15 protein-coding genes are annotated in these 22,248 nt (G+C 38.7%); 4 read left to right on the top strand and 11 right to left on the bottom strand.

Features of this window, described 5'->3' with window-relative positions:
• On the bottom strand, positions 1 to 931 hold a 931-nt coding region (locus HRT50_RS11845), incomplete at its 3' end, for an MFS transporter (protein WP_291614684.1).
• Positions 932 to 1,313: 382 nt separating this feature from the next.
• On the opposite strand from HRT50_RS11845, the gene HRT50_RS11840 reads away from it, so the two are divergent.
• Positions 1,314 to 1,886, top strand: coding sequence for a hypothetical protein (locus tag HRT50_RS11840; protein WP_291614682.1), 573 nt, complete (start codon positions 1,314 to 1,316; stop codon positions 1,884 to 1,886).
• A 129-nt stretch (positions 1,887 to 2,015) separates the two neighbouring features.
• Here the strand turns inward: HRT50_RS11840 and HRT50_RS11835 are convergent, their stop codons facing one another.
• Positions 2,016 to 2,480 carry an HIT domain-containing protein gene (locus HRT50_RS11835; RefSeq protein WP_291614680.1) on the bottom strand — a complete coding sequence of 155 codons (465 nt, stop codon included), beginning with the start codon at positions 2,478 to 2,480 and terminating at the stop codon, positions 2,016 to 2,018.
• A 70-nt stretch (positions 2,481 to 2,550) separates the two neighbouring features.
• Between HRT50_RS11835 and HRT50_RS11830 the strand changes: the two genes are divergently transcribed.
• Positions 2,551 to 3,672, top strand: coding sequence for a S66 peptidase family protein (locus HRT50_RS11830; protein WP_291614679.1), 1,122 nt, complete (start codon positions 2,551 to 2,553; stop codon positions 3,670 to 3,672).
• A gap of 782 nt (positions 3,673 to 4,454) precedes the next feature.
• Here the strand turns inward: HRT50_RS11830 and HRT50_RS11825 are convergent.
• The 3 genes from HRT50_RS11825 to HRT50_RS11815 all read right to left on the bottom strand — a co-directional run bounded on the left by HRT50_RS11825 (position 4,455) and on the right by HRT50_RS11815 (position 6,584).
• Positions 4,455 to 4,595 carry a hypothetical protein gene (locus HRT50_RS11825; protein WP_291614677.1) on the bottom strand — a complete coding sequence of 47 codons (141 nt, stop codon included), beginning with the start codon at positions 4,593 to 4,595 and terminating at the stop codon, positions 4,455 to 4,457.
• 362 nt (positions 4,596 to 4,957) lie between these two features.
• Positions 4,958 to 5,686 carry a class A beta-lactamase gene (gene bla, locus HRT50_RS11820; protein WP_291614686.1) on the bottom strand — a complete coding sequence of 243 codons (729 nt, stop codon included), beginning with the start codon at positions 5,684 to 5,686 and terminating at the stop codon, positions 4,958 to 4,960.
• A 667-nt stretch (positions 5,687 to 6,353) separates the two neighbouring features.
• Complete coding sequence (locus HRT50_RS11815) at positions 6,354 to 6,584, bottom strand: glutaredoxin family protein (RefSeq protein ID WP_291614675.1); 231 nt, start codon at positions 6,582 to 6,584, stop codon at positions 6,354 to 6,356.
• Between the two features lie 463 nt (positions 6,585 to 7,047).
• On the opposite strand from HRT50_RS11815, the gene HRT50_RS11810 reads away from it, so the two are divergent.
• Positions 7,048 to 7,704, top strand: a complete 657-nt coding sequence (locus tag HRT50_RS11810) for a Qnr family pentapeptide repeat protein (protein ID WP_291614673.1) — start codon at positions 7,048 to 7,050, stop codon at positions 7,702 to 7,704.
• A 202-nt stretch (positions 7,705 to 7,906) separates the two neighbouring features.
• Here HRT50_RS11810 and HRT50_RS11805 read toward each other — a convergent pair whose 3' ends face one another.
• The 6 genes from HRT50_RS11805 to HRT50_RS11780 all read right to left on the bottom strand — a co-directional run bounded on the left by HRT50_RS11805 (position 7,907) and on the right by HRT50_RS11780 (position 21,510).
• Positions 7,907 to 11,119: an HD domain-containing phosphohydrolase gene (locus HRT50_RS11805; RefSeq protein WP_291614671.1), complete on the bottom strand. Its 3,213-nt coding sequence runs from the start codon at positions 11,117 to 11,119 to the stop codon at positions 7,907 to 7,909.
• A gap of 468 nt (positions 11,120 to 11,587) precedes the next feature.
• Positions 11,588 to 13,354: a M12 family metallopeptidase gene (locus tag HRT50_RS11800; RefSeq protein WP_291614669.1), complete on the bottom strand. Its 1,767-nt coding sequence runs from the start codon at positions 13,352 to 13,354 to the stop codon at positions 11,588 to 11,590.
• 451 nt (positions 13,355 to 13,805) lie between these two features.
• Positions 13,806 to 16,520, bottom strand: coding sequence for a M64 family metallopeptidase (locus tag HRT50_RS11795; protein ID WP_291614667.1), 2,715 nt, complete (start codon positions 16,518 to 16,520; stop codon positions 13,806 to 13,808).
• Between the two features lie 233 nt (positions 16,521 to 16,753).
• Positions 16,754 to 17,500 carry a LytTR family DNA-binding domain-containing protein gene (locus HRT50_RS11790; RefSeq protein WP_291614665.1) on the bottom strand — a complete coding sequence of 249 codons (747 nt, stop codon included), beginning with the start codon at positions 17,498 to 17,500 and terminating at the stop codon, positions 16,754 to 16,756.
• Positions 17,493 to 18,569, bottom strand: coding sequence for a sensor histidine kinase (locus HRT50_RS11785; protein ID WP_291614663.1), 1,077 nt, complete (start codon positions 18,567 to 18,569; stop codon positions 17,493 to 17,495). Before HRT50_RS11785 ends, HRT50_RS11790 begins: the two co-directional genes overlap by 8 nt.
• Before the next feature lie 238 nt (positions 18,570 to 18,807).
• The gene (locus HRT50_RS11780; protein ID WP_291614661.1) at positions 18,808 to 21,510 is read right to left on the bottom strand and encodes a TonB-dependent receptor; all 2,703 of its coding nucleotides are present in this window, start codon (positions 21,508 to 21,510) and stop codon (positions 18,808 to 18,810) included.
• A gap of 376 nt (positions 21,511 to 21,886) precedes the next feature.
• On the opposite strand from HRT50_RS11780, the gene HRT50_RS11775 reads away from it, so the two are divergent.
• Positions 21,887 to 22,248, top strand: a 362-nt coding sequence (locus HRT50_RS11775) for a dihydrodipicolinate synthase family protein (protein WP_291614659.1), incomplete at its 3' end; no start/stop codon positions are given.

Here is a 22,248-nt window from a genome sequence, read left to right as displayed (position 1 = left end):
CGTAAAAGGCGATTGCAGCCAGCAGCCCAACTAAAGAGCCAACAGGGAAAACGGTAGAGGCCATTGCCGCCTGTGATGGCGTCAACTGGTAGCTTTCCATCAAGTAAATCGCGACAAAATCCAAAAAAGCCATCATGCAAGTGAGCACCATCAACATGATCACCACGAGCCAAACCCTAGGACTTTTTGCAAAGTTCACTAGTCCCACAATTGTGCCGGTATCTTTGAGTGGGTGATTATATCTGTTCTCTAGCGCCTGTTTTTCTGCCAGAGCCAATTCCATGTTATTGCTATTTGCATCGTCATTCGTATTGGTACTGCTTTTACTTTCATCTGCTTTAAAAAAATCAGGTTCTTCAGGTGTTTCTTGCAAATAAAAATAACAACCAACAAAAATAACCAGCGCAAAAGCCGCCGCGATAAACGCTACCATGCGCCAATGCATAAAGCTCAGAAACCAACCAAAAAACAGCGTCGCCAGCACCACACTTAACCGTGAACTGGTCGCGAGAATACTCCACACTCGGCCATAACCTTGTGGATGATACCATTGCCCTATCAATTTAGTCATACCGGGCCAGCCGGAAGATTTAGTGCAATAAAGCAGAAATGAAAAGCCAGTAAAGACCATGACATTAGCTGAAAGTCCAAAGGCGATGATAAATAGCGCGGTAAGAAGAATGCCTATTAAAAAAGTAAATCGCCCGCCAAACTTATCGGCAAAGGGACCCCAAATCAGTTTCCCCACCAGCGCACCTAAGGTGCCATAAGCGGCAAAATCGCCAAGATTAGTTTTTGATAACCCCAAGGTCTCATCCACAAGTAAGGCTGGGCTGAGAATAGTGACCATTTGACGACAAATCATCATGGCGGCATAACCCAGGTACATGGATATAATAATATTCATTTGTTGCGGAGGTCGATTAGACATGATCTATCCCTAAACTGTCGTCACTAATGTCGATGGCTATTCTAAAGAATGCCTATGGCTCTTTAAAGGCTAATTGCTCAGTCTTAGTCTTTGCTTTATCTAGCTTAACTTAAGTTGACACTAGGTTATTCAATCGCTTAGGTCAACTTAGTAAAAAATGAGTCTTGGCACTAAGCAAGCTTGTTAGCAACTGACTCAACTGCTCTTAATGCTTATTTGATACTAGGTGATAAAAACCGGATACCTTCTATTTTGATATCCTCTACTTTTATAATTTTCCATTTTGAGAACTAATAATTAATTACCTGAAAAATCTGCATTTACTTCTATAATTACCGATCTCACCTTTATTTTAAATTTAATTAGAACAGGGATGTACAAAATGAACTCATTATCAAGATCAACCTCTTCTCGTCCAGACTTAGACTGGAGTCAATTAAAAGAAACTATCCTAATGCTTAATTTAGCCGTTACTCAAATTGATCAATCTATGAATGAAGGCAACGCCTCAGTCTCTACTTTATCGACATCATTTACTGGACTGGCGACAAATTTAAGTGATATTCAGAGCTCTATTGCACAATTAAGTCAACAAAATGGCAGTGCTGAAAAGATGAAGGTAATTATTGAAGGCTCTACGTCTACGGCTCTGGATAAAGTGCATTCAGCGATAATCGCCTTTCAGTTTTACGATAAACTAAGCCAAAGATTAGATCATGTCAGTGAAAGTCTTAGTTCTTTAACTGCGCTTATTAGCAATCCTACAGAATTATACTCACCTATTGCTTGGCAAGCCTTACAAGAAACAATCCGTAGCAAATATACTATGGAAGAAGAGCGTCGAATGTTTGATAGTGTTGTTTCTGGAGTGCCTATTGAAGAAGCATTAATTGAATTTAATCAAGATATGGCAAACAAAAGTAGCTGCGAAACAGAGGAAATCGAACTTTTTTAGCTTGAGCCTATATTCTAAATCCGCTCTATTTAGCCAAATAGAGCGTGGTATTAAAAGTTAAAGATGTGTGCTTACAATAAGATATAAGCTGAGAGCTTACTCAAAGCTAGATAAAGTAAAACCTAGCGCTTAGTTACCTGAGGCTTCTTCTCGTAAAGCCTTTTCCCAATTTACCTGCTCTCCCCCCAACAAATGAAAGTGCAAATGAGCAACAGTTTGACCGCCATTATGGCCACTATTTGTCATCAAACTAAAGCCATCTTTTGTTAACCCCATAACCTTGGCAATTTTAGCCATTGATTTCACTAACGCTATAATTTCTTCATCACTTGCGCTAGTTGAAAAGTCCACTATTGAGCGATATTGCCCTTTTGGAATAATAAGTACATGTACTGGCTTTACCGGATGAATATCTTCAAAAGCTAAAACATATTCATTTTCAAAAATAATTTTCGCAGGAATCTTTCCCTGCAATATTTTTGCAAAAACATTAGTACTGTCATATTTCCCTATGCCAGATACTGTTTCATTACCAGCCAGAGTATCACTAGAGGAAATGAGTAATAAAAAAACAAAAAATAGTCTACTTATCATGGGGTAAAATCATATATATTTTGAGTTAACGAATATAATGAACATTTTTGCAAATGAAAGGAAGCAGTAAATGAGTCAGTTGAATATTTCCCGCAGAAGACTACTAAAAGGAACCTTGCTCACAGCAGCAACAATACCTGCTGGTGGCATAACTATGGCAAATTTTTTTCAAAGGGATCGCAGCGCCAATGTTGTCGCTCCTTCATTGAAAGAAGGTGATACCATCGGTTTTTTCTCTCCTTCAACACCAGCTACAAGTTTCGCATTTAAGCGCTTTGAACGTGCAAAACACTTTATGGAGAAAAAAGGCTTTAAACTGCAAGCTGGCAGTTTAACTGGCATGTCAGATAATTATCGCTCCGGTAGTATTCAAGCACGAGTAAAAGAATTAAATACCCTGATTCGAGACCCGAAGGTACGCTGCATAATGGCGACAATGGGTGGTATGGTTTCAAATTCTATGTTGCCATATATCGACTACCAAGCACTGAAAAAAGATCCAAAAATAATAATCGGTTATTCTGATGTTACCGCCTTGCTGTTTGGTATTTATGCTCAAACAGGAATTGTTACTTACTATGGTCCAGCACTTGTCTCATCGTTCGGTGAAATGGGATACTTTTTAGAGCAAACTTATCAATATTTTTATAATATGGTTGAAAAGCCTAAGCTACCTCATACCATTAAAAACCCAAAGTTTTGGACTGAAGATTATATTGATTGGCAAAAACAAAGCGATGAAAAAAGTAGAACAGCCAACCAACTACTCACTATAAACCCTGGTAAGGTCACCGGTAGACTCATTGCTGGAAACTTAAATACCATCCAAGGAATTTTTGCCAGCCCTTACATGCCAGATATCAAGCAAGGTGATATTTTACTGATAGAAGATAGTTTCAAAGATTCCGCAACAGTGGAGCGTTCTTTTTCGCACCTTAAAATAACGGGCATATTTGACCGTATTGGCGGGTTAATCCTGGGGAAACATGAAAAGTTTGACGACCAAGGTACAGGAAAAAAACCCTATCAAATATTAATGGAAGTCATGGGTAAAACCAACATACCCATCCTCGCCGAATATGACTGCTGCCATACGCATCCTATGATTACTTTACCTATTGGCTCTATGGCAACTTTAGATGCTGACCAGCAAAGTATTACCATAGAGTCGTTTTTCGAACCTGTAGAATAGAAACCTTAAATATCAATTGTCCTATCGAACTGTCTTTTTTACTGGTCGGCCAAAGTACAATTTAATGTTCAGATAGGGTGTTATTGTCCAGAAATGTGATTGAAATCAGTAAGAACATTTTTTGTACTAATTTGTACTTAAAAAAAATGGTATAATCAGTTCAATTATTCAACATAGATAGAGAAAAGTAGTAATGCGGATCAAATTAACCAAAGACCTAAAATGTGGAAATGATACTTTTTTAACTGGAGAAGAGTACGAGGCAGTATTGATATTACCTCGTTCAACAACTGTAGAGTTTGTTGCAGATTCAGGTAAAAAAGTCAGAGCATTTAGTTATGAATATGTGAAAGTAGCACCTGCATCAGACATCTAGCCAAATTAATATCATCATGATAATGAGTAAGAGAATATTAGAAACAATACTGACATTAATTTAGTTGATTAGTGAATTTCCCATAATTGACTAATCATCTACAGTTTGACTTTGGTATCGATTGCCATTTATTGCAACATTAAACCAGCCTGGTTTAATGTTGCTTACCTTGAACTTTGAGCCCCACAACGAATGAGAGCTAACCGACTCTTTTACCACAAAACCGATCTAATTTAGGCATGAATTTACCTTACATGAATAGTCTACTTTGCCACTTGCGTCCATCGGTTGAACTCAAGCGAAAGAGCTTTCGTTAGAAAAAATACTAATGTCGGCTCCCCTTCGAGATAGTTGACCACTGCATATAACAAAAAAGAAATAGGTGCAACAGCTCCTTTGAGCCAACTTAATAAGCCTCTAACTCTGCAATTCTTTTATCATAAGTTTCGGCCTCGCTTTTAAACTGTTCATACTCTTCATTATTTTCCTGTGCAATACGGGCTTTTTCATAATACTCGGCACTTTTCTTTTTATAATAGTCGATCATATTCTTCCTTTGTTTCAGCCTGATAACGGATAAATAAAATTACAGAATATTGATGTTTATTACAATAGTTTTTTATTCCTACGAATTTTTTGCGGCTAACTAATATTGACTACCACTTTGTATTTTTTAATTGATAATGTCTTTAGCTAATTTACTACAGACAGTATTGGAAGATATCACGCCAGCGTAATACGACTATTAAGACAACATAGCGGGCATTAACTGGTAAAGTCTGAACATTAATTCGGATTAGGTTTAGTACTGATACTCCCCCTAGTAAACAGACGAAAATAGTTGACTAAAATTAGCATAGAAAAAGTACAATTCAACTATTTAGGAGCCGCTTAAGCGACTTGAAAACTTTATTCACTATAGACGGTGAAAATTTCCTTTCCTATATTCGCAATGGCTTTGTTACGTTGAGCAAATGATGCTTCGGTTTGAGTTAAATAAATACTTATAATTAGAGGTGTTCGTTTATCAGACCAAACAACAGCCGTAATTCCTCTAGAACCATAACCACCAGCACCAGAACGGTCAACAATCGACCAGCTTTCAGGAAGTACTTTTCGTAATAACTTACCTGTGACTTTATTATCTATCATCCATTGTATTAATTGAGCCTCTGAAGTTTGAGATAATACATCACCAAATAATAATGTATGTAAACTTTTCACCATCGCATTGGGAGTAGAGGTATCTCTCATGTCACCATCGAGTGCTTCATTTAAATCAGGTTCGATTCGATCCAATCGAGTAACCTCATCGCCAATAGATCGCATAAACTGAGTTAAAGCTTTGGGACCTTTGATGCCATTAAGCACTATATTGGTAGCCGTATTATCACTCATGATCATAGCCGCAGAACATGCTTGCTTTAATGACATCTGTTCACCAACGAGATTTTTAGTTATCGGCGACCACTTAATAAGCGAACTTGCCGTTATAATCGTTGAAGTATCAAAAGATTGATGCCCTTTTTCAACATCAGCAAGTAATTTTGCACAGGCGAGTACTTTAAAAGTACTCATCAAAGGAAATCTAGTATTGCCGTTATAGTTCCATAGTTTATTATCTGTGACATCATAAATAGAGACGCCTATACGAGCACCAAGCTGATGCTCTTGTTCTTCAATTTTTTTATTATCGTATTAGCATGCACACTAAAAACTAAGCCGATATTAATGAGCAAAGCTAACAGTAGAAAATGGTACTTTAAAGGGTAGGTTTTAAAACTAAATTTCATACTCATATATTATTGTTAAGGTTAACAATTTCAACGTAAAACTTTAACGCTAATAAGTGGCTCTGTTACCTACGTTGAATTACGATTTCAGTTTGGTGGGAGGTAGTATACTCATAAATTTTATTGGAGTAATGTTCAAATCATGAAGAAATGTGGCGAAAACATGACAACTTATAAATGAGCTATATCAGTAACATGATAGGTATTATTCATTAGAAAATATATGGATAATATTTAAGAGATATTGTCTCCAATGCCACCGTAGTTGTCATAGAGATTTTTACTCAAAGCAGCAGTTCTCACAGGACAAGTTGACGTAGCGAACATATGAACTACCTAGTGAAAGCTGAGCAACAATTTGTGCTGATTGATAAATTATGGCGCTATAATACTAAGGGGCGGATTATATGATGCTCTGCTCCCCCCTATATTTTGTTATCCAATCGAAATAGAGTAATCAATAACTCTGTGCCCATTGCTTGCTCAATTATCTAATTAGATAACCCTGCTTCTTAATCTGCGGCATAGAGTTTCTTAAAATTATCTAGATTCCAGCCAATCATTACTTCATTACCAATTTTAAGGGCTGGTACAGAGCGAGCCCCTATAGCGTCAAGCTCTTTTCTACCGCGCTGCATTTTCGCATTTGTTAATCTGTATTTAATGCCATTATCATCTAAGTATTTTTGAGCTTCACGGCAATGGGAGCATTTATCTGAAATATATAAAACAACGCGTTTCATCACTAACCTTTACATAACTGTTAAATACTAACTATTTTACTGAACTCTCAATAAAAAACAAAGATGAATTAACCGAACTTTCGATTCTATACAAAGAAAATTAAGCTACTTCAGTAAACCAATGAGGTCAAAGCATTTGAAGTAGTCGTTTTGGCTTTGATTTAATAGTTTCAGGTTAGAGCTGCCAACGACAGCAATGACAATTGCAGTTACTCATTCCTCCCTGATAAGGTATTTAACTAAAGTACACTTTCCACTCCCTATACCTTAATTTTCACCAGTAAACTTTTTTCATCCACCTCGCATCCCTAAAAATACTTTTACATCACTTAAAATCGCATTTTGCCCCCTTTAAAAGGCTATTCCAGGCGAATTTAACCTGTTGTTTTTAATGGTGTTTAATTGGTAGGTGTTTAACTATCTAGATGGTAACCTGCACGCATTATCACTTGGAGGGCTATTGATGCCGACAACTAAAAAAGATTTTATCGATCACGACTTCTCTAACCATGACTTTCAAGGCATGCGCTTTGAGCAATGTAATTTCTATCGCTGTAACTTTAATCGATCTGATTTATCCGATGTTGAATTTATTGAATGCAGCTTTGTCGAGCAAGGCAGTATTGAAGGTTGCCGATTTGATTATGCTAACTTACGTGATACGAGCTTTAAGCAGTGTAGATTGTCTATGTCGAGCTTTGTCGGCGCGAGTTGTTTGGGCATAGAGTTTAGGTCTTGCGACTTGAAAGGCGCTAACTTTGTTAAAGCCAGTTTTGAAAATCAAATTTCACGCCAGTCATATTTTTGCATGGCATACATCACCGGCTGTAATTTATCTTATGCAAACTTTTCTGGTGTACGTATTGAGAAGTGTGACTTATTTGAAAATCGCTGGAATGGTGCCAACCTGCAAGGCGCTTCACTGAGACATTCAGATTTAAGCCGCAGTGAGTTTTCTGAGGATGCCTGGGAACAGTTCCAAATGCAAGGTTGCGATTTAACACATACCGAATTAAATGGCCTTAATATCAGGCGAGTAAAACTTGATGGCGTGAAGATTTGTAATTGGCAACAAGAGCAATTGTTAGACGGCTTAGGAATTTTGGTATTGCCCGACTAAAGACGGATAACCTTTATTAAGGAAGATCAAAAATGATGCTCAAACGTCCTTATGAGCATCATGGGCTTTACTGGACGGCGCTTATTTTTAATTTTGCTACGATTGCCATTGCGAATCTATTTATGGGCGCTGCCTGATATATCTTAGTCTTAAAGAGCAGTGAAAGCAGCACTTAGAACTCGCTTTTCTGCAACCGTTCTTCCTAGCTCAAGGCTGTTTCCTTCTCCTTGTTAGCGGTTACAGTTGGTGCTGGGCTGCGAATGTAACGACTAATATCCACTTCATCAATTTGTGACTCAGGTAAATATTTACGCGCATAATTAAGGTAAATACCACTGGTTAATAACAGTTCAAATATCTCAATATCTAAATGTTCATCTAAGGCCATTTTATGCAATATATTGATGGCGACACTAATCGGCTTGGCTTTTTTATAGGGTCTATCTGCAGCAGTTAATGCTTCAAAAATATCACAAACAACCAAAACTCGTTCCGGTACAGATAAATCTTCAGCCTTTAATTTTCTTGGGTATCCAGTGCCTTTGAGGGTTTCATGATGCGTTGATGCATAACGTGGTACTCGAGCTAGCTCGGGAGGTAATGGTAGGGCTTCGAGCATTTTAATGGTGCTGATAATATGTTCGTTTATTATGAAACGATCTTCGGCTGTTAATGTGCCACGACCTATCGATAAATTATAGACTTCACCTTGGTTACTTAAATATTCAGGTACATCCACCTTAATTTCAAACTCAGCAGGAAACTCAACAGGTTCAGTACGCTTAATAATGTGCTCGGTTTTATCGGCTAATAATGATTCCGTGACCGGCAACGATACCTCATTCATGTTGTACCGAGCTTCTTCTACGGGTGACAATCCCAAACGATCATCAAAATTACGCTGCCATTTTATTTGAGTTAAACTTTTTAACCGCGTGACGTGTGCTTCTTCCATAAACTCGCCACCAACATTTGATTGGGCAATAAATTCAAAATCATCTTGTAGTTGTTGACGTGTTTGCTGTAATTGTTTTAACAATTGCGTTTCTTGCTGTGGCGCAGCGGCTGCCTGTTTTAAAAACTCAATTTCCGCATCACGCCATAGTACTTCAAAACGCATTCTAATCTCATGAATACGATTATAAATTATTTCTAGCTTGGTACCTTTATCAACAATATGTTCAGGTGTGGTGACCTTGCCGCAATCATGCAACCAAGCTGCAATGGTAAATTCACGAACTTCATCTTCACTATGAAAGGTAAAATCCTTACAAATACCCTTGTTTTCATTAGATGCTGCATGGGCAAGTTCAATGGCGAGTTCAGGAACGCGTGCGCAATGCCCTGCTGTGTAATGTGATTTATCATCAATAGCTTGACTAATTATTTTGATAAAAGCATCAAGTAATTCTTGTTGCGCACGTTCATGCTGTTGAATCGATTCAGACATTTCAATCATTGATAGTGATAACTCTTCTATCTCTGAAATGTTGGTTGCTTGATGAGAAATTTGGTCAAACTGGCGATTTTTTATTTTCCAGTTTTGACGGGATAAACGACGAATTGGATTGACAATCGGCGATGCAAAAAACCAAGAGCATGGCAACATTAATAACAGGCAACCTCCGGTGATTAACATCGACAGTTTTATTTCATTTAAACTTTCTCCCAAGACACGCTCAATTGGGACTATGACGGCGAACATATCTTGGTGGGTGCCGTTATTGTTTAACGGTTTAACATAGGTGAAATATGATTGACCATTGATCTCATGGATGTTTAGTTGGCCCTGTTGAGATTTTTGATTCGCTATCTCTATTAATTTCGCATAAGGAACAATGCCAGACTGTTTATGTGAGTCTGATGTTTGATTGCTAATCCCCCATTTTTCATCTAACACAGATTTTAGCTCGGGAGTAATCGCCCCTAATGCCAAATTAATTAAAGCTAATAATTGTGTTTGCTCTTTTTTCATCAATAAATGCAGTGAATTAGGCATATTTAGTGGTAAAAAATCCATATCACCATGAAATTGCACATCCTCAATAAAAAACTGCTTAGCGAGATGTCGTAAAATTAATTTACTATCGATACCCGCATACGCCTTACCATCACGCACAGCATCAAATACGTCTTTTAACAAAGGCACTTCAATAATTTCTACCTTAGGGTAATAACGCTGAATTAAATGGCCTATCGACCACCCTCTGGTGATCGCTAATGTCTTACCCGATAATTGCTCCACGTGAGAGATAGTGTCTTCGCCAGGCTTAGTAATAACTGATAGGGGTAAATCCAGAAATGGCTTCGATAAATTACCTAAGGCTTCATTTTCATTATTTAAAAATACCGCCTGTAATATATCCAGTTCATTTTTTTGATACATATCAACTAATTCAGGCCACTCATAACCATTAGTATATTCAAACCGTAAACCAGTGCTTGCAGCGACTATAGACATTATATCGACGGCATACCCTTGTGGTTTTCCCGCGATGGTAAAATCTATCGGCGACCAATCGATTGAATTAGAAATTTTAATGGGTCGATGTTTAGCAACAAAGCGCTGTTGCTTTAACGACAATACTAATTTGGGTACTGCTAATAATGATTTCTCTAATCGACTCGCTTGATTAGAGGCAATTATTTCGCCGGTCTTTTGATATAGATAGATTTCTCCATCAGCGCTAATTTCCTCTTGTTTCAAATAGGTAGAAATTGATGACAGCGCAATATCGACAGCCAGAACAGCTGATGTACCTGGAATAATTGTTGAGTATGTTTGACCTGGAGCTTTTAGATGTTGAAAAAGATAGGGGTCGGTCTTATGTACTTCATCGACTTTAGCCTCGGTATACCATGGACGTTTAGCCGCATGATAATCACTGTTCTCAACATGAGTTACTCGTAAATTAAAGTCTTTATCAAAATATGACAACTCTCGCAGACGTGTTTTTTCATCGCCAATCACAGTAACCATCACCCAACGATCTGTTGGCCCAGCATTATAACTCCGCCTTACTTCAAGACTAGACTCCAAGTTAACTAATTCGTAAAAGTCGCCATTTTCGAAACCTATGTAGATTGCATAAAACGCAGGGGTATTCTGCATTACCTGGGCAAAGAGTTGCTGAGTAGCATTACCTATCCATTGGTTATCTAAGATATGTGGGTAGCTAGACAAGAACTTGGTTGATTCAATCGCGCGCGTATCCAGTGCTTCTAAATAGGCGCTGGTTTGTGTCGCTGTTTTATCGTAATAATTAAACGCTGATTCAGTGGCCATGCTTTTACTAAAGTAATATTGCAAACTAATGGCAACACCTGCAGTTAAGGCATTGGCTAAAATAAAGACGGTCAAAACGGTGAACCGAATGGAATATTTAAGCTTAATTATCTTGGTTAAATTATACAAAGAGCTTCCTTTCTCATTATGATAGTTTAATTATTAACCACATAATCCAATAATTCCCCCTTTAGGTCAATTAAATTTAAAGCTTTGTTTTATATGTATTTAGCTAAAAAATACCCATTAGATTATAACGAGCCTTCTTTAGCATCATCCCCAGTATTTAGCTAAGTAAAGTATGCTTTATCTTTCGGTAGTCAGTTTTTAGGGGGGGGCATTATCGCTATGTTCTAAATGGCGCTCATGAGCTTTAGTTGAAAAGTTCCATTAAAGGGAGGGTTGTGCCCCAATAGCTATAGGGGTATGAAATTTACATCCTCTGTAGGATCGCAAAATCAATCTTCATATTCGAGCAGGTTTATGTCTTCTGTTCACACAAAACGTCAGCTGGTAACTTTATTAAACGCAAAAAACGGCAACAACAGGCGTTGTTACCGTCAATATAGTCATAAGAAATTCACTATAAATCAGTTATTAATTTACTGCGATGTAATTACTGTAACTACTGCTACCACAAGCATTGCTGGCACTAACTTGGAGGTAGTTGCTACCGCCAGGATAAAGTTTATCAACACTTACTGAAGCATTGGTACTGCTAGCAGCATCAACCCACTGACCATTCCACAACTGCACATCATAACTTGTTGCACCCGCCACTTGGCTCCAACTGGCATCAAATTGATAATAAGTAGAATTGCTATAAGTTAACCCTGTTGGTGTAGCTGGCGCGACAGTACATGAAGTAGCAGCTAAAGTAATAGTTATCCAGCTACTTGCTTGTGGTTCATCATCACAATTATTATGTGCTACCACACGGGCATAAACCGTTATTCCTGTTAAGCCGGTAATATCATGGCTAGTTCCATTCACATTAGCGACAGTGTTCCAAGCACTGGTGTCTTGATTCCAAATTTGCACTTGATAATAATCTGCGCCGGTAGTTGCAGACCAACTTAAGGTAAAGCCTGAGCCGGTAATATTGATAGTTACTGGCTCTGCTGGTATTGAAATACCATCACATTGGGCAACATCTGCAAGTTGCACATGAATATAATCACTGTAATCACTGCTACCGGCATTATTTTTCGCTTTAACATGCACCCATTGATCGGTATTGCTTAATCCAGAAATATTAATAGTATTACTGGTGCTCGTTCCTGCCGATACCCAACCGGTATTATCAAGCCAGCGCTCAACATCATATTGGCTCGCACCAGTGACTGCGGACCATGTTAGGTTAAAGGCGCTACTAGTAATAGAACTTGCAACTAAGTTACTTGGCGTTGCTGGTAACGAAGGGTTTACTCCGCCGCCATATAAATAGCTAGCGGCACTAAGGTCTTTATTACTTAACACTTGCGCAAAGCCCATAACACTTAAGTTAATTGAACTGTCGGTCGGCACCATAGTGGGGTAACCATTAATACTAAAGGCGGTAGAGAAATAATGCATGATGGAATAATAGTCATAACTACCATGATCCATGCCACCAGAGCCCATTTTTTGGAAGTTATACTGCATGCTAGATGAGATATTACTCCAATTTATAGTAAGGTAGTTATCGCGGTCATTGCGTGATTGCTCATGATAAAAACCGACCGCATGGCCAATTTCATGCACCGCTGCACCATTACCACAATTAGCTGCTAAACCAAGGTTTTGCACACCACCTTGACGGCCGATCATTGAATAACAACCGCCAGCATTGATCATATTAATGTATGAACCTTCATTCGTTCTGGCGACTAATTGAATGCCAGTACCACTATTATTCCAATGATCAATGGCATAATAAAGTGCATTGCGCGCGCTGCTAGATAAGCTACTGCTCATTACATACGGCACTACGCCATTAGGCCAAACTGCTCCTGAATTAGGATAAATAATGGCGGCATTGGCATTAACATCACTTTGATAAACCTGCTGGGAGTTATCCACCACGATTAAGCCATGTTTGAGCAATTCTTGCGTATTACCTAATAAGATATCACCAACAAAGGCTTGGCCATTAATATCTACCGCTGTAATTTCAATACCGTCATTGGTTTTAATGGTTACCAGTTGGCGGTCTTCACTTGAAAATCCCATCAGGTTGTCTTTGTCTGTACGGATATTTTCATCGGCGAATGCCATGGAGCTAGTAAGTACACTGGCAGCAAAAATACCAGCGGTAATTCCAGCACTAACTCCAGCGCTCATACCTGATTTACTGCCTTTAGTAAGTAAAGATGATTTATTCATGATAAAACTTCCCTCTATTATTATTGTTAACTTGTTTTTATTGATTATTACTTTTTATGACTTGTTATTTTTATGAATTATCACTGCGGGTTATCAAGTTTTTATCTCACTAAATTTTTGTCATGAAAATAAGATTTTGTGACAAGTTTCAAAGTGATATTTAGGCTGATAACTAGCCATTAAAAAACTAGCAAAACAATAGCTACATGGGTATAAGCAAAGTTACCAACAGACAACTAAGGGCATTGAAACGAGTGAATTTGGTGATTAAAATTTAGCCGGACGGCAATAGGTAAGAATATGTTTTAAGCAATGACTGATAGCTGCTAAAGATAAAATAGATAACTTTACTTGTTAGTACTTATACCCAACGGATTAATCATCCGTAGAAAGACCAGTACAAACAAGTAAAGCTGATAATTTTTGCTTAGTGATTAATATTTACCACTAATTACTGAACTGTAAGGTAGTCACTATATTCACTGCTACCACAGGAATTACTGGCTTTAACATGGAAATACTCCGCATTTCCGCCGTTGAGTTTATCCACCGATACTGCAGTACTAACGCTTGTGCCTGCATCAAGCCATTGACCATTCCAAAGCTGAACTTGATAACTTGTCGCTTCAGCCACTGCTTGCCAGTTAGCGGTGAAGTTACTTGATGTTAGCGAAGAAAAACTTAAAGCTGTTGGTACCTTTGGCGCATATTGACATGACTCTGCCAGTGTTATGCTAAGCCAGTCACTGGCTTTGGGTTCATCATCACAATCATTTCCAGCAACGATACGTGCATAAGCAGTACTGCTTGTTAAACCGCTGACGTTATAACTGGTAGTAGTGATACTTTCGATAGTCTGCCACGATGATGTTGCATCTTGCCAAAGCTGTACTTGATAAAAATCAGCGCCGCTTGTTTGGCTCCAATTTAAGGTAAAACCACTGGCACTGATATTACTTGCAGTAGGCTTTTCTTGTACAGCAATAGCACTACAAGTTGCTATATCGGCTAATACTAAATAAAGATATTCGCTAAAAGCGCTACTTCCTAGGGTGTTGTTGGCTTTAACATGCAACCATTGATCTTTAATTACTAAACCATTAACGGCAATTGAAGCGGTATTGGTGTTGCCAACACTAACCCAGCCATCACTATCAAGCCAGCGTTCAACACTATAACTACTCGCTTGCGCTGAACTTGCCCAAGACAAAGTCATAGAGTTATTGGTAACAGCACTAGCAATTAAATTTGTCGGCACCGCTGGTATTTCTAGATCATTAGTCAAAGACACCATTAGGCTTATTGAAGGCTCACTGCTACCACAGGTACTTATTGCGCTAACCCTTACTTGTAGATCTGCGCCTGCGCTCAATCCTGTTAAGCTAGCTGAGTTTTGTGTAACCGTTGCTTTATTCTGCCAACCGCTACCATCATTCACTTCAATTAGATAACTGGTCGCATTTGCAGTAGCCGCCCATGAAAGTGAAAATGCATTACTGCTGATATTACTGGCGACTAACGCCGTAGGTACTATATTGCTACAACTGCCATTGGTTTTAATGCTCCAGCTGTGGCTTGCCTGAGTACTTTGATAATCATCTTTAATAACTTTGTCGGTATTATCTTTTACCTGAGCCACTAAATTAAATGTGCCATTGCCTAATGCATCAGCGTGGATTGTTAATTGCTTGCCTGAAGCTTGAAAGACTTGGTCAATATACCAGCTCACTTGCATGGTATCGGGAATAGGACGCACGGTATTTACCGTAAATGTTTGCTGCTGTCCTGCCAGCATTTCTATCACATTGCTTGCAGGAGTTACACTGTCTATTGGGCTGACAAAGTCATAGGTTCTTAATACCAACGCTTCTTCATTCACTTGATAAAAAGGTACACCAAGGTGGTTCATCATAGAATCATAAGTCGGGCGATACATGCCACTGGTACAATATCGAGCACCTTGATAAGCATCAACATTACTGGCACTTAACCAATGTGACCATTTACTGCCATAAGCGCTTGTGGTGACATTAGGCTCAAAAGGCTCTGACGTGATACAAGTACCGTTAGTATATTCATCACCTAAATGGCCAAAAGAATGCCCTACTTCATGTAATGCTAAGTCAATTGCCGCTGGTGCTAATGACATGGTTGCCACAGTGCCACCCGCGCCACCATAAGTAGTGGTATTTACCACCACCACCACTTGGTCTGCTTGATGTGATGGCATAATGCTATTTATATAACTGAGCACCTTACCTTCATCAACACATAAAAGACGGTCAATACCATAACAGCCAAAGTTAGCGCCAAAACGGGTATCGATTGGTCTGCCGCCAGTACCTGCCCCGGTTTGATTGGAAGCAACTTCTACTCGCCAAACGTTATAAAGGTTTTTATATTCTTTGTAGGGCGGCACATTAAAGTAACCATTAACAATATTATTCACATCGGTAGAAAACTGCGCTAGCTGATAATTGGTATAACCTTCACTTAAAAAGACTAAATCAACTCGGTTAGTTGAGTCGCCATTATCTAATACCTTTATCACATTTGAACTAGCCGAATTTTGGCTCATTGCTTTACTGTTAAGGCTATCGCTCATAGCAGCTTGGGCTTGTGGGAGCTCGAGAGAGATTTCGTCAAGCTGTTGCAAAACAAGCTGGCTTTTTTCTTGTATTGGTTGGTAAATTTTTACACTATGGAGTTTATTGTCATCTGGCAGTATCAAATTTAAAACCGCAGAAGGCCTTTTAATATCTTTTGAAAAAGTCATAGCGCCAGTACCTTCATCAAAAACTTCAGCACGAAAATACAGTGGGTTTTTAATGATTTGTCGACTCAATTCATTACCCTGTTCATCTAAAGATACCGCCACTAGGTCTTGTAAATTGAACTTCGCTTTACTTTGACTGACCGGGCTTTGACTAACCCGGTTAAGCGTTAGCGATGATTGCATGGCTTGATTTGCAAAGGTGCTACTTTTTTTATCGCTGTTTGCTGTTTTATCCGCTGTATTTTGTGCTGTTCCGTTTTCGCCATTAACTTTTGTTTCTGTGAAACTGTGCAAGGTTAAATTAATTTGCCTATTGCCGGCATCTGCATATGTCGATAGACAGCAAGATAGGGTTAACAAAACCTTGGCCATTTTTTGTAATAAAGCCATAATTACCTCTGATTATTTTTATTATTTTTGATTCGCTAAATACTTACCAGCGAGTGATTAATACAAAATCAAATAAGTTAGTAACTTAACTAAACAATAAAAAGTAGCGCAGATGTTCTCAACTGCTGACATAGGGTATTAAAAGCACAATATTAGGAGATCAAAATCTATCAGCTCAACATTAGCTTGAAACTGATAGATGGGGTTTAGCTATAGGCTGGCATAAACTCGGCTTATTCCACGGTAAGGTTTCTAAACAGGTGGGCAAAGCTTCGACTTACCGCCAGTGGCTCTACTAATTTCTTCATATGAGCATGCATCTGTTCTGCGTCAGAGGTTTGCACATAGTCGAGGTGTTCAATACTCAAGATAGTACTGCGGTGTACCTGCCAAAAAACATCAGGGTCTAGTTGCAAAGATAAACTTTTTAACGGCATACGCACTAGCGCTTCTCGGTCTTTGGTCAGCACTTTGACATAACGACCACAGGCTTTGAAGCAGATAATATCCTTAATGTCTAATAACCAGAATTTGCTGCCAATTTGAATTTTAAGCCATTTTAAATAGCGATCATTGCTCGCAGAGATATTACCTAATAGCTGCTTTATATCAATAGGTGTTGAGGCAAGGCGAACATTAAGCCGATCAATACAGTCCTTAAGGCGTTTATCTGAATAGGGCTTTAATAAGTAATCAATAGCGCCAGCTTCAAAGGCTTCAATGGCATATTTGTCATAGGCGGTAATAAAAACCACATGGCAATTGTGTTTACTTTGCTGGATCACTTCGATACCGGTTAAGTCACCCATTTGAATATCTAAAAAAACCACATCAGGCTTCAAAGTGTCAATGGATGACAGCGCATCTTTGCCACATTTAACAGACGCTATGATATTCCCTTGTGGCCAATGGCTTTGCAGCTTTCTCTCTAGATTTAAGCGTAATATTTCTTCATCTTCTGCAATAACAATATTAACCATTAGTGGGTACCTCTAGTTGTGCACAAGTATTTTTATTGGGATTACAATCAATGCTAAATTTAGCCCGATTACCATAAGTAACCTCTAAACGAGCAATGAGGTTAGCAATGCCGGTGCCGTGTGATTTATCTTTTAATATGCCGACGTTATCGGTAACCGAAAGTATCAAGGTATCTTTATTATGCAAACTGGCACTGATAACAATCTGCCCTTGACCATTATTTTTTTCCACCGCATGTTTAATGGCATTTTCAACCAGAGTTAATAATGACATAGGTAAAATAGGATAATGCTGTAAAGTTTTAGGAATATCAATTTGATAGGTTAACTGCTCACCAAAGCGGATTTTTTGGATATTAAGATAGCGACGAATCATATCCTCTTCTTCGGATAAGTTAATATACTTATGGCGATATTGGTGTACGGTCGAGCGTAAATACTCGGTCAACTCTTCCAGTAAATGTTTCGCTCTTTCCGCATCGTAATCGATCAGGTTGTGTAAGTTAGCCAAGGTATTATAGAAAAAATGCGGTTCAATTTGCGCTTGCAGCAAGTGCAACTCCATTTCAACCCGTTCTCGCTCAATGGACTGCTCGGCAATTTGTTGTTTGAGCATTTGAAATTTGGGCTGAGACTCCCTACTTTGCACGTATATAATGAGCATTATCGCCCAAGCAGAAAATATCAGCGTTGACAGTGAGTAGATAGTCACTTGAAAGATAGGATGCAATGAACTTTCATTCCAAGGTTGCCCGGTAATGAAAATAAAAGGAAAACTGATGGCAAAAGCTAACAAACCTATCATAGCGATGCGAGCAACTGACATTTTACTATCGGGTCCACGAGATAAGATCAAGTAGGAAAAAGCGAGAGAAAATCCTAGGGTATTCATGGTTTTGAAATAGCCATAAAATTCAGCAAAGAAAAAATCATAACTACTTTCGACCACGGTCAGGTGATAAACCGTTTTGAGAAATGCACACATTGAATTAATAAAGAAAACCACCAATATACTCTTTAAAGAAATAAGAGAAGCAATGGTTTTTAATCTGCTGGAAACATGACGCATATAATATTTTGCCCGTCTAATAAGAGAATTTTTGCCTATTAATGTTAATTAGACTATCTAAAATCAAGTTAAAAATCAGACTAGTAATAACACATTTTGGGTCTCAAGAAAGAGATAAAAAAGTACATTATTCATATAGAAACCATCGTGTCATCACTACTGTGATAATAAAAAGCAATAAAACTAAAATTTACTCTTCAGCTTTATTACTTAACGTTATTTTAAGTTTAACTAAAAGTTAAAATTGCATATTCAAACGTAGGTAGTAATAACGACCAATTGAGTTTTGTGAACCAAAACCATCATAACCATTACGGTAATCTGCAAGTGCTACCTGTGGGTCTTGGTCAGTAAAGTTCTCAATACCTACACTAACCTTAGTATTGATACTATCAATGTTATAAGCGGCTTGAACATTATGAACTATATAGCCGTCCAACTTCTTTAAGTGCTCTGAGCCTTCAGGAATTGCCCAAGAATTTTCTTCTTGAGTAACAGATCCTGTATAGTTTGAGTTATAGCTTACACTAACATCATCCAACGCCCAACTAGCACGTATACTATGACGCCATTCAGTCCAGGTACCTGATTCAGCGTAGTACAAGCCTACTTTGTCTTCACCATTGGTTGAATATTCTTTTAATTGTGATGCTCCCCAAAATACTTTAAAGTCACCAATTTCAGTGCTTGGTAGTGTGTAGCCTACCGAGTAATCCATACCTTCAATATTTTGACTGCCAACATTTGACAATGTCGCACGAACAACCTTAATTGTGCCGTCTGGATTGCGTTCTACCTGCGCGGGGTCGTAAACTCCACCCGCATTAGCAACATCTTTAAGCACTTCATTAGTACTTGGCTGAAAAATCAAGTTCTCTTTTTTAATATTGAAGTAATCAACCGTTACAGAGAAACCTTCAAGAAACTCTGGTGTCCAAACAAAACCTAACGTTGTACTTTCAGCAGTTTCAGGCTGTAGTGTCGGCTCTCCACCACTACGTGACCAAGCACCTGGAAGTTCCGTTGGGTTTTTCTGTGCACAACCAGGAAAACTTGCCCAGTCATCTCCGCGACATGGATCTTGAGCACCAGTGTTGTAACCAGTCGTTTGGCCACCATATAATTGAGATAAACCCGGGGCACGGAATCCTTCACTCCATGAACCTCGAACAAGTACATCTGCTACTGGACGCCATTTCATACCAACTTTAGGGTTTGTGGTATCACCAAAATCACTGTAGTCAGAATAACGAATAGCAAAATCAAATTCTAAAGCATCAATTAAGAATACGTCAGTAATAACAGGAACAATCGCTTCGGCATATACCTCTTTAACTTCACGAGGCTCTGGCGGCATGGTATCAGCAGAACCACCACCAAAGACGGTATCTCCTGCTTCATAGATACGTGATACATTCGTAGAGGCCATTTCTTCACGCATTTCTGCACCAACCGCCATATATACTGAACCCGCTGGTAATTCAAATACTGCACCACTAGTATTGAACATCCAAGTATTCATCGAACCTTCATTTACAATCACACCTTCTTCAGAAACGTAATTAACCATTTCTGGTGTAACTGTGCCGCGACGACCAAATAAATCAATGCTTACACAGCCATCGTTTCGTGCAGCACAAGCAGCTTCGTCACCAGCAGCAGCAGCTAAACGACTTGAAGATAGCTCTATACCGTGGTTGGTTGAATCAAATTTTTCACTGGTATAAGAAACATCCCAATCCCACCCCCCTAATTCACCATTAAGGCCTAAGGTATAACGACGGTCATTGGTTACATTATTTACTGCGTGACGTTTACCAGTAGGAGTGATTTCCCACATTGCACGACCCACTCTTACGTCTTCACCAAAGGGGTTATAAGGGTTGGTTGCTGAAACAGCCACACCTTCTCCCCAAACGTCTAATGGTGATTGAATTTGGTTTTTACCTTGATTTTCTGCATGAGTGTAATTAAATTCATAATACCCCGTGATAGAGTCAGACAACTCATAGTTACCACTTGTCCAGATCGAATCACGTTGGGTGTCTACACCCGCGGTCATATAATCCCAGTAGTTCTGTGTATGTTCAGGATTTCCCCAATCAAAATTGTCCAAGTCATTCCAGCCGTTAATACGGTCACTGCCCGGTTTGATTACCAATTGGCCACCGTCTGGGTGTGTTACAACTGCACTATAATCAGGAATAGGATCACTTAAATCAACGCCACCATAGTTTGTTCTATTTGTATCCGCCGTTACTTTGCGCGTAGACATTATGTACGTTTTTTTGTTAGTTCTATTAGCACTTACGATAAAGTTACCTTTATCAAACGCTGCACCAAAGGTCATATCAACGATAGTACGGTCAGCATCACCTTCTGCACTTTGACCTTGTTCAATTTGTATTTCGAAGCCATCATAATCAGACTTCATTATAATGTTCACAACACCAGCAATAGCATCAGAGCCATATACGGCAGAAGCACCATCTTGTAAAACTTCAACACGTTCAATAGCGCCAAAGGGGATGTTATTTAAATCTACAGTTCCCGCTGGATTAACGGTAGATAAACGTCGACCGTTAATCAATACCAACGTATTAGTTGAGCTTAAACCACGTAATGCAACGGTCGCTGTTCCACCTGAAAAAGCTCGATTTGTGCTTTGGCTTGCACCGTTTACCGCTGGAATTTCTTGCAATAATGATGCTATGTCTATTGCCCCACTAGCGTCAATTTGTGCACGGTCTATAACCGTTACAGGTGATGCGCCAACAAGCTCTGCTCTAGCAATACGAGAGCCGGTGACTGAAATTCGTTCAATTTCATTGGCCGAGTCCACATTGTCAGCCGCCATAACGTTAGGTACTGTCAGTAAGAGCGATCCAGATAGCATTGCCAACGATAGCGTTGAAAGCTTGAAAGTAGGATTATTCTTCATTGTTATTCCTTATTTATTTTTATTGTTGTATTAGTATTTTAATTAATGTTTTTATTATTTAGCGATTTTATTTCTATTCACTGATGTTGCATAAAAAAAACAAGCGAAAGTAATAATCTCACCCCTATAAAAATTAATTTCACCGAACAATAAAAGCACTAATGTCATCAAATAACCGTTTACTGTCATCAAATAACAGCTGTGTGACTCGAGCGAATGTTCGCTAAAACTAACCAAAAAACGTAAACAAAAACACATTGTATATTGTATACCCCAAGTGTTATGTTGAATTTATATTAGCTAACAGCGGCTAATAATTCACTAGCGAGCAAACGACTTTAGTTGCTTTACCCATAATATTATTGAGAACTTCCCCATGAAACTACAAGGCATATATACCCCAGTACTGACTTCTTTTGACCCTGGTGGAAATATTGATTATCAAGCTTGGAAAACAATATTAGATAATCAAATTGATGCAGGTGTGCATGGTTTAATCATTGGTGGTTCAACCGGCGAATTTTATGCCATGTCAAAGGAAGAGCGTTTACAACAATTCGAATTTGCTAATGACTATATTGCTCAAAGAGTTCCTTGGATTGCCGGTATCAATGATGTCAGGGCAACTGAAGTATACAGTTATGCCAAAGCAGCAAAATTAGCAGGAGCAAGTGGCATGTTAGTGGCAGCGCCGCCTTATTCATTACCCAATGAAAAAGAGCTTGCCGATCATATTAT

Origin of the sequence: Colwellia sp. (genome assembly GCF_013215345.1) — a bacterium.
Lineage (GTDB): Bacteria > Pseudomonadota > Gammaproteobacteria > Enterobacterales > Alteromonadaceae > Colwellia.
Note: the sequence above shows the minus strand (reverse complement) of the source record. Positions and strands in the feature narration are given on the sequence as shown.

Coding starts and splice junctions, on each gene's coding strand:
- HRT50_RS11840 (WP_291614682.1), top strand. CDS start 1,314: ATGAACTCATTATCAAGATCAACCTCTTCTCGTCCAGACTTAGACTGG.
- HRT50_RS11835 (WP_291614680.1), bottom strand. CDS start 2,480: ATGATAAGTAGACTATTTTTTGTTTTTTTATTACTCATTTCCTCTAGT.
- HRT50_RS11830 (WP_291614679.1), top strand. CDS start 2,551: ATGAGTCAGTTGAATATTTCCCGCAGAAGACTACTAAAAGGAACCTTG.
- HRT50_RS11825 (WP_291614677.1), bottom strand. CDS start 4,595: ATGATCGACTATTATAAAAAGAAAAGTGCCGAGTATTATGAAAAAGCC.
- HRT50_RS11815 (WP_291614675.1), bottom strand. CDS start 6,584: ATGAAACGCGTTGTTTTATATATTTCAGATAAATGCTCCCATTGCCGT.
- HRT50_RS11810 (WP_291614673.1), top strand. CDS start 7,048: ATGCCGACAACTAAAAAAGATTTTATCGATCACGACTTCTCTAACCAT.
- HRT50_RS11800 (WP_291614669.1), bottom strand. CDS start 13,354: ATGAATAAATCATCTTTACTTACTAAAGGCAGTAAATCAGGTATGAGC.
- HRT50_RS11795 (WP_291614667.1), bottom strand. CDS start 16,520: ATGGCTTTATTACAAAAAATGGCCAAGGTTTTGTTAACCCTATCTTGC.
- HRT50_RS11790 (WP_291614665.1), bottom strand. CDS start 17,500: ATGGTTAATATTGTTATTGCAGAAGATGAAGAAATATTACGCTTAAAT.
- HRT50_RS11785 (WP_291614663.1), bottom strand. CDS start 18,569: ATGCGTCATGTTTCCAGCAGATTAAAAACCATTGCTTCTCTTATTTCT.
- HRT50_RS11780 (WP_291614661.1), bottom strand. CDS start 21,510: ATGAAGAATAATCCTACTTTCAAGCTTTCAACGCTATCGTTGGCAATG.